Origin of the sequence: Vibrio sp. T9, from assembly GCF_003123985.1 — a bacterium.
Taxonomy (GTDB): domain Bacteria; phylum Pseudomonadota; class Gammaproteobacteria; order Enterobacterales; family Vibrionaceae; genus Vibrio; species Vibrio diabolicus.
On record NZ_NIGY01000022.1, the window covers coordinates 1 to 11408 of the forward strand.

At 40.8% G+C, this 11408-nt stretch carries 13 protein-coding genes and 1 pseudogene; 13 read left to right on the forward strand and 1 reads right to left on the reverse strand.

The features are described from left to right. Nucleotides 1-1107 precede the first annotated feature (1107 nt). The 12 genes and pseudogenes from CBX98_RS24590 (at nt 1108) to CBX98_RS24675 (ending at nt 9286) form a co-directional block, all read left to right on the forward strand. Nucleotides 1108-1737 (forward strand): hypothetical protein, encoded by a 630-nt coding sequence (locus CBX98_RS24590; RefSeq protein WP_109170476.1) that lies wholly within the window; start codon nt 1108-1110, stop codon nt 1735-1737. A gap of 148 nt (nt 1738-1885) precedes the next feature. Next, complete coding sequence (locus tag CBX98_RS24600) at nt 1886-2548, forward strand: hypothetical protein (RefSeq protein WP_109170478.1); 663 nt, start codon at nt 1886-1888, stop codon at nt 2546-2548. Nucleotides 2549-2687: 139 nt separating this feature from the next. Beyond that, nucleotides 2688-3332: a hypothetical protein gene (locus CBX98_RS24610; protein ID WP_109170479.1), complete on the forward strand. Its 645-nt coding sequence runs from the start codon at nt 2688-2690 to the stop codon at nt 3330-3332. A 135-nt stretch (nt 3333-3467) separates the two neighbouring features. Continuing rightward, on the forward strand, nt 3468-3740 hold the full coding sequence (locus tag CBX98_RS24615; RefSeq protein ID WP_005462157.1) for a nicotinamide mononucleotide transporter: 273 nt from the start codon (nt 3468-3470) through the stop codon (nt 3738-3740). A gap of 184 nt (nt 3741-3924) precedes the next feature. Further along, complete coding sequence (locus CBX98_RS24625; protein WP_109170480.1) at nt 3925-4419, forward strand: hypothetical protein; 495 nt, start codon at nt 3925-3927, stop codon at nt 4417-4419. 148 nt (nt 4420-4567) lie between these two features. Further along, complete coding sequence (locus tag CBX98_RS24635) at nt 4568-5014, forward strand: GNAT family N-acetyltransferase (RefSeq protein ID WP_242446612.1); 447 nt, start codon at nt 4568-4570, stop codon at nt 5012-5014. Continuing rightward, a pseudogene (locus CBX98_RS26670) lies at nt 4948-5157 on the forward strand (hypothetical protein); the annotation flags it as partial. The gene CBX98_RS24635 and the pseudogene CBX98_RS26670, both read left to right, overlap by 67 nt. A 136-nt stretch (nt 5158-5293) precedes the next feature. Next, nucleotides 5294-5839, forward strand: a complete 546-nt coding sequence (locus CBX98_RS26325; protein ID WP_029853520.1) for a hypothetical protein — start codon at nt 5294-5296, stop codon at nt 5837-5839. A 767-nt stretch (nt 5840-6606) separates the two neighbouring features. Continuing rightward, nucleotides 6607-7026: a GFA family protein gene (locus CBX98_RS24655; RefSeq protein WP_109170482.1), complete on the forward strand. Its 420-nt coding sequence runs from the start codon at nt 6607-6609 to the stop codon at nt 7024-7026. A 573-nt stretch (nt 7027-7599) separates the two neighbouring features. Next, nucleotides 7600-7938, forward strand: coding sequence for a hypothetical protein (locus CBX98_RS24665; RefSeq protein WP_109170484.1), 339 nt, complete (start codon nt 7600-7602; stop codon nt 7936-7938). 150 nt (nt 7939-8088) lie between these two features. Beyond that, nucleotides 8089-8433: a hypothetical protein gene (locus tag CBX98_RS24670; RefSeq protein WP_109170485.1), complete on the forward strand. Its 345-nt coding sequence runs from the start codon at nt 8089-8091 to the stop codon at nt 8431-8433. A 133-nt stretch (nt 8434-8566) separates the two neighbouring features. Beyond that, nucleotides 8567-9286 carry a hypothetical protein gene (locus tag CBX98_RS24675; protein WP_109170486.1) on the forward strand — a complete coding sequence of 240 codons (720 nt, stop codon included), beginning with the start codon at nt 8567-8569 and terminating at the stop codon, nt 9284-9286. Between the two features lie 185 nt (nt 9287-9471). Here CBX98_RS24675 and CBX98_RS24680 read toward each other — a convergent pair whose 3' ends face one another. Beyond that, entirely contained in the window at nt 9472-9795 is a 324-nt protein-coding gene (locus tag CBX98_RS24680) for a hypothetical protein (protein ID WP_109170487.1), read from the reverse strand. Between the two features lie 246 nt (nt 9796-10041). On the opposite strand from CBX98_RS24680, the gene CBX98_RS24690 reads away from it, so the two are divergent. Further along, nucleotides 10042-10488, forward strand: a complete 447-nt coding sequence (locus CBX98_RS24690; protein ID WP_109170488.1) for a GNAT family N-acetyltransferase — start codon at nt 10042-10044, stop codon at nt 10486-10488. Nucleotides 10489-11408: the final 920 nt, after the last annotated feature.

Genomic DNA, 11408 nt, shown 5'->3' on the forward strand with positions numbered 1-11408 from the left:
CACTGCTAACAAACAATTTAAGAGTGATTCAGCACGCTTGGCATTTTTGGTTTGAATCAAACTCAGTGATTACGGTGTCCAATTTGAGTTTGTGGTAACGTGCTTCACACCTTAATTGGGCGTTAGTACGGGTTTGACATCAAAGGTTATAAGTTTTGGTGTTTATCTGTTTTGGCGCTCGTCTTTACACCTTAAAGTTAGTGCCTTTCACGTTCTTTCCGGTGGCACTATATGCGGAGTGTTCGCTTTGATTTCACCGTTTACGGTTTCTAACTCTTAGCCTATTTCTTTGGCGCTTTTTCGCTTCAGCTTTACTTCCTAAGTGAATCTTATCTTTCTTTGAGTGTTGCCATCAAAGTGCGAGGATCGAATCCTTTTCTAATTTGAAGTGAGTGAAAGTAGGGGCGTTCAGTGCGTTTTTCTTCTAGCCAACTTTCATCTCTCAATGACGGTAAAGTTTTGTAGCTGCCCGTCTCACTTCAGTGTTCAAAGCCTTTCATATCATGCCACTTTTCAATATCTTGGAGTGCATAAATAGAAGTAGCGCATGTACTAACAAATTGCTTAAGAGTGATTCGTAACGCGTGGCATTTTTACTATGCGTTAATTTTAGTGATTAAGGCGGTTTGCGGTAACATCGGTGTTGCGTTACTCACCCCTTAATTGGGCGTTATTTCCGCAACGGATCTCTCAGGCTGAATGTACGTGGTTGTAGCCTAAGAGTGAAAGTGGCGGGGTAATAGGGTGGAAAAGCGGCGAAAAGGGCGAATATTGGTCATTTCCATGCTAGCCTTAAAGCGCTTTAAGCGCACCTTAATATGGCGCAGCAATTAAAGAGTGACGCTAAAGCGATTTAAGGTAGTGAGCTGCCAAATACTTCGGCTTCGATTTTTGCCTGCATACCGAAAATTTCTCGTCATATCAAAAGATTAGGCGTAAACATAGCCGACTTTAGTTGCGGAATAACAAGACGTTCAAGCCGATTCGAAACGCATTGGGGTTTTAGTGCCCAAATAGGCACGGATTTATCAGAGTTTATTTTAGGTTAGGGTGGATCTGCGTCTCTCACACCTTAACTGCGCGTTATGCATTTTCGAGGAAAATCGAGTGAAGAATTTGTTTTCAGAGTTTGATATAGATCTTGGTGAAGTGAAACAACACTATCAAGAGAGAAAAGTCGTTTCAAAACAATTACGTAAACTATTAAAACAACATGAAGTAAAAGATTATTGTGAGTTTTCGGACATACATGGAAACTATAGCGCTTACGAGCACCAATTAGGTCCAAGGATCTTAGAAAATAATAGCTATGAGTCCATATTTAACTTGGCTAAGTTACTTTCCGAAAAAAGTATCACTTCTAGATCAGTTGCCAAAAGCATATACGAATCAAACTTACCTTATTTAAAAATTGGTGTTGGCTCTGAAATGGCGTGTATGCTTCAACCTAAGAGACTTTGGGTGGGTAATGTCAGGACTATTTGGTGTCATTTAGTCGTGAAGCATCATGGGAACTGGCAAATAGCTAATGAAGAGTTGGCTTTGTACCGCTTCGATGATACATCCTCTGAAATGCACTATAAAATTTGGCGTGATATATATAGCTCAATGAAAGAAGATTTAGACACAATCTATGAGTTGTCTTTAGGTTGGGCTGAAGAGCAGGGTGTTAAGGTAGGGAAAAAGAAATATCTGTGGGTGGATGCTGTTTGTTCTGCTCTATATGCGTGTGAATAAAAATGCATAACAAACTGTTTAAGAGTGATTCGCAACGCGTGGCATTTTTACTATGCGTTAGTTTTAGTGTTTAAGGTGGTATGCAGGGGCTTCGGTATTGCGTTGCTCACCCCTTAACAGGGCGTTATACCTATAGATGGAGTCAAATGTGGAAGCTATATTCAGAATGATTTCTGAGCAACCTGAGTATTACGCTTGGGTGTTCGGTATTGTGAACTTTCTATGGGTATTCTTTTTATACATAAATAAAAAGAGGCATGACAAAGAGTTAGTTCAACTTAAGCAGTCATTGGACTTGGACCTTGAAAGACGCAAAAAAGTTTTCGAGATGAAGTCAAATCAGTATGAGAACTATTTCAAAAACATTGACGAAATTCATAATCGACATAGAAATGATTACCATGAAATCGTATTACCAATTATCAATGAATTCAACGCCTCCTACTTAAGAGCAAACGCTATGGGGGATCAAGTAGCTGCAGCTGCAGCCACATCAAAATTTTCTGAAGATATAGGAAAACTAACAAGAGATGGCTTTGACGAAGTTCAGGTTATGCGTTCTCAGACCAACTCACTGAGGTTAACCGCCAGTGACAGCGTTGCATCAACTCTCGATGAATTGCAGGAGTTGTACGATAAACTGTTCGAACATTCAGAAAAGATGATTCGGGATATTGCTAATATCGCGTTATATGGCGATCAAGAATTAGCGCGCTCTAATCAAGACAAATTAAATGAGCTTGGTGAGATAACAAAGAAAAAGTCACAAATTCTGAGAGAGCAAATGCGAAGTGAACTGAGCACAATATAGGCATAACAAACGCTTCAAGACGGATTCGCAACGCGTGGCATTTGTGGTTTGCGGTAAATTTTGTGATTTAGGTGGTGTGCGGAAGCATCGCATTGCGTTGCTCACCACTTAAGCGGGCGTTAGGTATTTAGAGGTACTTGTGAAAAATTACGAAGCCCTAATTCGTCAGCTACCAGTTGAAGATCATGCGATCTCAACGAAGTTATCGACTTGGCTAAAATATAAAGATGAAAACCCAGAAGTTTGGAAAATTATCACATCTTTGTTTGGTGGAAAATCCGAATTAAACTTGCGTAGGCAGGACCTTAAAAAGATTGCGGGTAGTCAAAATTACAAAAAATTAGTGATAGCTACAATCATGTGGGGTTACTCCTCAGGGATGAGAGGGAATAACTTTTTAAAGGTTCTGGGTCAACTAGATGTCATCACTAGCTTGTTGAAGTATGCAGCAAAAGGAATTGATGATTGGGAATCCCATTACGATCAAGTCAAAGCTATTGATGGGTTAGGTTTATCTACATACTCAAAGTTTCTTTATTTTATTGGTGGTGAAGTTGAGGGGAATAAAGCACTTATTCTAGATGTTCGGGTTATTCAAGCTATCAAGACCGAATTGTATAGAGAGTTTCAGTGTATTAGGAAAATAACTTATACCAATGCTCCGGTGCTATATCCGGAGTATCTAAAGGTAGCGAGTGATTTTGCGAAGTCCACAGGTTGCTTAGCCGAACAAGTTGAAATGTTCTTGTTTGTTTTTGGGCAAAACCTGAAACAACATACCTAACAAAGCATTTAAGACGAATTCCCAACGCTCGGCATTTTTGGTTTGCTTCAACTTTAGTGTTTACGGCACAATGCTTTAGGTTCAGTGGTCTGTGTTGCTCACCACTTAATGCGGCGTTATGTGCTTGGAGGAAAAATGGAGTATTTTCAGTACTATGGAATCGACTGGGTTGCAATGGTACTTACGTTTCTTGCAATTTGGCAAATTGGAAATAAGAACAAAATCGGTTTTATTTTAATGATGTGCGGTAACACTAGTTGGGTAGCAGTTGGTTATCTTACTGGCAGTGTGGCAATGATAATTGCAAATATCATCTTTTTCTCAATGAACCTTAGAGCAATCATCAAATGGTCGACGCCAGAGAAAGAGCCTAAAGTTAGTGTTGCTGAGCAGTCATCTACAAGCTAGAAGTTCGCACATAACAAACTGTTCAAGAGGGATTCGCAACGCGTGGCATTTATACTATGCGTTAGTTTTAGTGATTAAGGTGGTTTGCAGTGGCTTTTGTATTGCGTTGCTCACCCCTTAACAGGGCGTTAGGCATCCGAATTGTCTGTAAAATTTGAAATATATTATTGGAGGATAAGATTACATGACACTACATAAAGTTAAAGGTAGTGGGACCCTAATGTTTGCTACAGCTTTATTTACTATTGCCGTCATCGGTTGGCTAAATACAGCTGAACAAACTAAAGAGAATCACTTTGAACAGAGAATTATAAAACTATCTGTTGGCCATTTGGTTGATTTAGATTGTGACGAATCAACTCTTACGGAAGCAGGCTATGATCTGTCTCAGTTCGCTAATGTTAGTTCAGCAGCACTAAACCGTTGTCGGGAGGAGGTAGGCAAAAAGGACTTAGAAATTACATTTGGTGCCCTAAAAAATGTTTATTTACCTCTCAGCTTAGCCGTATTAGATATGGTGATTTCTGAAGCTCAAAAATCTACTGAAAACCCTCCACATAGCTGTATTGAACATGTTGTCACTTTAACGAAAATGTGCCCTGATTTACTTCTCTACAGGTTTCGCGAGCTAGAAAGTGCATTGAATGAGATTGATTCTTACGATAACCAAATAAAATAAGACGCCTAACAATCTGTTTAAGAGTGATTCGCAACGCGTGGCATTTTTACTATGCGTTGGTTTTAGTGTTTAAGGTGGTATGCGGCAGCATCGGTATTGCGTTGCTCACACCTTAACAGGGCGTTATGTGCTTTTGAGGAAAATTGACATGGAAGTAGTAGAAGCGAGTTCAGATCTAGCTCCAATATTAGCAAGTTACGCGAAAGAATGTTTGGAGTCGGGCATTCCTAAATATTCCGGCGTTGAGCGAGATCCTGAAGCTTATTTATCAGGTTTGGTTGAACGTTCTAAGGCAACTTCTGAGTTACCAAACGGTTACTTACCCAGCACAACTTATTATTGCGTATCTGACTCTGAAATCTTAGGCGCTATTCGAGTTCGTAAAGGTACTAATGCCAACGTAGAAAATGTCATTGGGCATGTTGGCTACGAAACTAGACCGTCAGCTCGTGGTAAAGGTGTAGCCTCATTTCTCCTCGCTTGGGTGCGAGACCATGTTGTCACTGACTCAGTTATTGTTACTTGTTCAAAGAAGTGGAACTGCCTGACATTGTACAGACTTCACTTTATGAGACTAAGTGGTATCAAGGTATAGGGATCCGTATGTTAAAAGATGGCTGGCTGTACAATGCTTCTGTGGGTAAAGCTCTTAAGTTAACACTGACTAGTGGTAAAAATGTTTATCTTGGGTGCAAAGACTGGAAAGGTCTTCAGAACGCGTTAAACTCCACCAACTAACAAAGCATTCAAGAGGGATTCACAACGCTTGGCAGTTTTGGTTTTAATCGGCTTTAGTGTTTACGGCACAATGGTTTAGTTTGGGTGGAATGCGTTGTTCACCCCTTAATGCGGCGTTAAGCGACAAGGGTGAAATATGATAGAAGTCGATGTTGAAAGAGTAAAGCCAGTCGTAAGTAAGACAGTGACAGACACTGCTGAAAAAATGGAGTCAATTCATAGCTCATTTTGGGATACAAGGATAGATGTTTGTAAAGCATTACTCACGATTACTAGTGCAGTACTAGTAGGTACTATCTCATTCTCTGGTTCGTTAATAGGTCCGGGTAAAGAAGAAATGGTTTGCTATCAAGCGTTAATTGCCTCTTGGGGCTTTTTCGTATTATCGATTATTGCGGCTGTATTAAGTCTCTGGTGTTCTTACCACCTTAACTCCTATAAGGTTCTTTTCTTCAATAGTAAAGGCATTATCGGGGAAAGGCTTAGGGCTATAGGTCCCCAAGAAAATAAGAAAAAACTAACGGGAGCTCTTGATGAAGCTGTACTTGATTTAACATCGCAAACAATCAACTCTTTGAAAAGCTATGATAAGTGGTCGCACTATTCGACAGCTACGCAATTGTTAATGTTTGTTCTTGGGGTCATTTCTTTTCTGGTTTTTGGCGTTGTACAAGTCGCTTAACAAACTGTTCAAGAGGGATTCGCAACGCGTGGCATTTTTACTATGCGTTAAGTTTAGTGTTTAAGGTGGTTTGCAGTGGCTTCGGTATTGCGTTGCTCACCCCTTAACAGGGCGTTATACGCTATATGAAGAAAGCCTAAAAATTCAGGTCAAAAATTGCAGTTTTCAGCGCTGAGTTTTGGTGTTTGGGTGTCCAGAAATCCCGGTTTCAATCTTAATTTTCCTTAGTTCTTGGCTCAGTGTTGGCCTGCCGTTTATCGATGGTTTTCTTCTTTGGTGATGATTGTTTTGGGTCAGCCCAGGCTGAGCTTTTGGCTGAAATTCAGCTCTGTGATTTTGCCTTTCTAAAAGCCGATTTACTTGCTGAAAGTGCGCTTTCTCTGGCGTGGTGAGTTCACGTGGTTCCAGTGAGTTTGTGGAAAGACCTCATTGTGAAATTGTCTTTCCAAAAGTACTTTTTGGTGTTGCTAGTCCGTTTTCTGCGGCGCGGTCTGCTCCAAGTGGTTTCAGTGGCAAGTCGCTGTAAGTCTAAGCTTGACTTAAATGCATCAAAGCACATAAAGATCATGGTTTCAAAGTAGGGCTTGTCGTAGAATTTTGGCTTAAACGTCCATGCGTATAACAAAGCGTTTAAGAGGGATTTGGCACGCGTGGCATTTTTAATATGCGTTGGGTTCAGTGTTTATGGCGCTATGCGGTAGCTTTTGTATTGCGTGCCGGCACCCCTTAACGCGGCGTTATGTGTAATCGAAAGAAAGGAGGCTTTTATGGCGAATAAACATCGAGGTTCATGCCTTTGTGGTAGTGTGAAGTATGAGCTTTTAGGTGAGTTCCAGTCTTTCTTTTTATGCCATTGTACTCGTTGTCAAAAGGGTACAGGCTCGGCTCATGGTGCAAATTTGTTTGCTAAAGCTGGCACCTTAACTTGGTTAAAAGGTGAAAGTGATGTCAGAACGTATAAGCATCCAAATTCATTTCATGCAAAAAGCTTTTGTTCAAAATGCGGGTCTGCAATCCCAACGTTTGCAGAAAGTATTAACAGCGTAGTGGTTCCGGCTGGTAGCCTCGATAGTCCAGTTCCAATTCCGCCTACTGCTAAAATTTTTGTTGGTAGTAGCGCTAAATGGTCTATGAAATTGTGCGATGTACCTAGTTACGAAAGGCTTCCGGAACAAGCTAAGAGCTAAACACATAACAAAGCGTTTAAGAGTGATTCCAAACGCTTGCCGGTTTCGCTTCGCTCAAGTGTGGCAAACGCTTGTCACACCTTAACGCGGCGTTAGATTTTTCTAGAAATATGAATAGAATCAAAGCAATTTTAATCATCACTCTTGCGATGCATGCAATACTGTTTCTTGCAGTAGAACATGCCTTTTCTAGAGGAAGTGATTTTCAAATTATGGCGCTTATCCTACTGTGGTGTGTTGGCTCCTTAACTGCTGCAACTAAGTTTCGCAAAGCAACTCGAGGGCAGCGAGGCAACACGTTTCTTATAAAGCTGAGCCATGTGGTGTTGTGGTTAATAGCGCTCTTACCAATCAGTTTCGGGGGATTTTTGCTATTTCTGGTCGTCGCCTTAAATGGTGTGGATTTTAGGTGACGGGAAACTAAAAAGTACAAATCTAACAAGCAATTTAAGCAGATTCGCAACGCTTGGCATTTTGGGTTTGAATTGGTTTTAGTGTTTACGGCACAATGGTTTAAGTGTGGTGGTCGCGTTGCTCACTACTTAATTGGGCGTTAGGCTAAAGGAGGAAGCATTGAGCAAATGGTATGAAAATGATGACAAAGTAAAGTCACTGTTTGATGGTATTCGTAACTATATATACTGTGGCGTTATTCTGTACGTAGGTGTTTGGACGGTTATTCGTCCTAACGCTGATATTTTTATGATTATTTTAGGTGCTGCATTTAGTATTTTGGCTGTGTATCTTTTTTGGGTTAATACCAAGATAATGGAAAGGAAGTTATTTCAACAACCTAGAGAGTCTTTAAAAGGTACAATTGCTATAAGTTTAATCTCAAGCTTGTTTTTGTTGCTAGGCTTTAGTCTTTTACTTCAACAAGTATCAACGCTAGAAATCAGAGGCATTTGGTAAATTAGCCTAACAAAGCGTTCAAGAGGGATTCTCAACGCTTGGCAGTTTCGGTTCAAAGCTTAGCTTTTGTGTTTATGGCGCAATGAGTTAAGTTAGGTGGCATTGCGTTGTTCACCCCTTAACGCGGCGTTATGTTTACGGAGACTAAACATGATTTTACATAAGTTAATGATAATGTTGTTGGTTTTTCTCTCATCGACTGCCTTTGCAGTAGAGCAAAGCTCAGATGTCAGTCAACTGCGCAAGAATGTAGAGATCAAAAAGCAAGAATATGATCGAGCCAAAAAAGCGTATGAGGAAGCAAAAGCTAGTTTAGAAACCGCTCTCAAATCCGGTAATAAAGATGAAGTTCCATGCACTTGCGTATTTAACAAAAATAGAGCCTGGAATCCTGAAAAAGTCATCTGGAGAGATGTTTTTTGGGAGTGTGCCAATTATAGAGATGACGGGACTTGCTCCAAGGTAAGGAAAGTTGAAGGGGCCGTCGTAGAGTAAACATAACAAGCAATTTAAGAGGGATTCACAACGCTTGGCACTTTTGCTTCTACTTCAGTTTTAGTGTTTATGGCACATTGCTTTAGGTTTGGGTGGAGGCGTTGTTCACCCCTTAATTGGGCGTTAAGCTGCAATGGAACTTGTAGATATGTTTATAAAAACAAAAGAAATATTAGAAGCTTCGGAATCCGCCTTACTAGGATTCTCAATAAATCGAAGTTTGTTAAAACCAGCCCAGCGTTTTTTTGTATACCCTTTGGTTTATTTAAAAATCGGCTTTGGGGACTTCACAAAACCTATGGCTGTATGGTCTTTCTGTAGTTTTGCTGCACTTGTTGTATTAGCTCTTTTTTCATCAAAAATAGAGATGCCTCGAGAGATATTTCTCATACTAACCAACATCTGCATATGGGGAGTCTTGTTACTAACGACCTTTTTGACGCCTAGTACCTATGCGTTCTATGGAGCAACAGAAGTTAGTGTAAATAAAATCGTCGATATACTTGATGAGAATGGGGTTAAATCTGAGTCAGACATAGAACTCTTAGAAAGTAATCTTGAAAAAGTCGAGAAGCGTATTGAGGCTCGAGTAAAGTTTTATAAATGGATAATCGGTGCCTTTTGGGGGCTTTATCTATTAGCCTTTAACTTTCAACTACGTTTTCTAAGATTATCGGATAAACCAATAGACGAAACATTCCTAAAAAGTAGCTTTGAAGGCTTCATGTACGTAATTTTGTTTACCGTGTTCGCTTTGCTGGCAATGATCAGCTACAAACGAGCATCTAATATGTTGATAGCAAACCTCCAGTTCGCATGCGTAGAGCAGAAGTCACGCCAACCAGCAGCTTAACAAACGCTTTAAGGCGGATTCGCAACGCTCGGCGGTTTTGGTTTGATTTGGCTTTTGTGTCTTCGGTGCAATAATTGAGTGTCATGGTAATGTTGCTCACCACTTAAGCGGGCGTTAGTCGCCAGAAAAAGCTAGCAATCAAAATCATGTTTCTAAGCTCAAAATTTGGCTGCTGATTGTTCGGCTCACAGGTTCATCGTCGTTGGTCCAAACTCATTTTCAGCTGTTTTAAGTCCAAAGTTTTGCAAGTGTCCTCGCGGTTGTTTTGTTCTTTGGTGCTGACAGAGCAGGGCAATCGAGAGTTTGTTTTTGATTGCAACTCCGCTCGTTGAGTTTGTTGTTACAAAAGCAGATTTACTCGCTGAAATGACGTTTTCTCTGGTGTTGTAAGTTCCACGTGGTTTCAGTGACTTTGTTGAAAGTCCGCATTGTGAGATTGGCTTTCCAAAAGCGCTTTTTGGTGTTGTCAGTTCGTTTTCTGCGGCGTTGTTTGTTCCAAGTGGTTTCATTGAATAGCCGCTTTGAGACTACGCCTGACTAAAGTGCATCAAAGCACATAAAGTTTGTTGTTCGCAAAGTTTGGTTCGGCTTAAAATTGTCGCTCGGTGCCTCGCGACTAACAAACTGCTCAAGAGGGATTCGCAACGCGTGGCATTTTTACTATGCGTTGATTTTAGTGATTAAGGTGGTATGCAGCGGCATCGGTATTGCGTTGCTCACCCCTTAGCAGGGCGTTATGTGCTAGGGAGATAAACGTGAGAATCGAAGAAACTCAAGAATCTGACTTTCTCCAAGTGGTTGACTTGGTTAAGCGCGTTGTCGACAAAGACATACTCCCTCATTTCAGCAATGAAGGGCAGGCGATGTTTTCTTCAAAAGTGCGGTCTGATGTTGAAACTACATTTGATAAATCAAAGTTTCAAAACCTTAAGCTGATAGAAAACAGCAAAGTCATTGGTTTTGCTGCGTTGAGAGAAAATGATTACATTACTCATCTTTTCATTGACACTAAGTTTCAAAACAAAGGGTTAGGCAAACTGTTGCTAGACAATTTGTTATCACTTACTGAGTCCAGTGAAGTAAGATTGAGGGCGTCTGTTAACGCGCTAAACTTTTATGAGTCTCAAGGTTTTATTGCCACAGAAGGTGAGCAAAATGTTGATGGCGTAAGGTTTGTTCCAATGCGACTTGTTCGCACATAACAAACAATTTAAGAGTGATTCAGCACGCGTGGCATTTTTAGCATGCGGTGGCTTTTGGTGTTGAAGTGCTATGCGTTGGCTTGGTCATTGCGTGCTTCACACCTTAATTGGGCGTTAGTCGCCAGAAAAAGCTAGCAATCAAAATCATTTTTCTAAGCTTAAATTTTGGCTGATGATTGTTTGTTATACAGGGTCTTCATCGATGGTCAAAACTCTGTTTCAGCTGTTTTAAGTCCAAAGTTTTGCAAGTGTCCCAGCGGTTTTTTTTGTTCTTGGGTGCTGACAGTACAGGTCAATCGAGCGTCTGTCCTTGGTTGCAACTCTGCCCGGTGAGTTTGTTGGTTCAAAAGCAGATCTACTCGCTGAAAATCTGTCTTCTCTGGTGTTGTAAGTTCCACGTGGTTTCAGTGACTTTGTTGAAAGTCCGCACTGTTAGATTGGTTTTCCAAAAGCGCTTTTTTGTGTTGTCAGTCCGTTTTCTACGACGTTTTATGTTCCAAGTGGTTTCATTGAGTAGCTGCTTTGAGACTACGCCTGACTTAAATGCATCAAAGCACATAAAGTTTGTTGTTCGCAAAGTTTAGTTCGGCTTAAAATTGTCGCTCGGTGCCTCGCGACTAACAAACTGTTTAAGAGTGATTCGCAACGCGTGGCATTTTTGTTATGCGTTGGTTTTAGTGTTTAAGGTGGTGTGCGGCGGCGTCGATGTTGCGTTGCTCACACCTTAACAGGGCGTTAGTACGGGTTTGACATCAAAGGTCATAAGTTTTGGTGTTTATCTGTTTTGGCGCTCGTGTTTACACCTTTCAGTTAGTGGCTTTCACGTTCTTTCCGGTGGCACTATATGTGGAGTGTTCGCTTTGATTTCACCGTTTACGGCTTCTAACTCTTAGCCTATTCCTTTGGCTCTTTTTCATTTT

What these genes read in the sequence shown, in the direction of transcription:
- CBX98_RS24615 (WP_005462157.1), top strand. Translation starts at nt 3,468, where the DNA reads ATGGAGTATTTTCAGTACTATGGAATCGACTGGGTTGCAATGGTACTT.
- CBX98_RS24625 (WP_109170480.1), top strand. Translation starts at nt 3,925, where the DNA reads ATGACACTACATAAAGTTAAAGGTAGTGGGACCCTAATGTTTGCTACA.
- CBX98_RS24635 (WP_242446612.1), top strand. Translation starts at nt 4,568, where the DNA reads ATGGAAGTAGTAGAAGCGAGTTCAGATCTAGCTCCAATATTAGCAAGT.
- CBX98_RS26325 (WP_029853520.1), top strand. Translation starts at nt 5,294, where the DNA reads ATGATAGAAGTCGATGTTGAAAGAGTAAAGCCAGTCGTAAGTAAGACA.
- CBX98_RS24655 (WP_109170482.1), top strand. Translation starts at nt 6,607, where the DNA reads ATGGCGAATAAACATCGAGGTTCATGCCTTTGTGGTAGTGTGAAGTAT.
- CBX98_RS24670 (WP_109170485.1), top strand. Translation starts at nt 8,089, where the DNA reads ATGATTTTACATAAGTTAATGATAATGTTGTTGGTTTTTCTCTCATCG.
- CBX98_RS24675 (WP_109170486.1), top strand. Translation starts at nt 8,567, where the DNA reads ATGGAACTTGTAGATATGTTTATAAAAACAAAAGAAATATTAGAAGCT.
- CBX98_RS24680 (WP_109170487.1), bottom strand. Translation starts at nt 9,795, where the DNA reads ATGAAACCACTTGGAACAAACAACGCCGCAGAAAACGAACTGACAACA.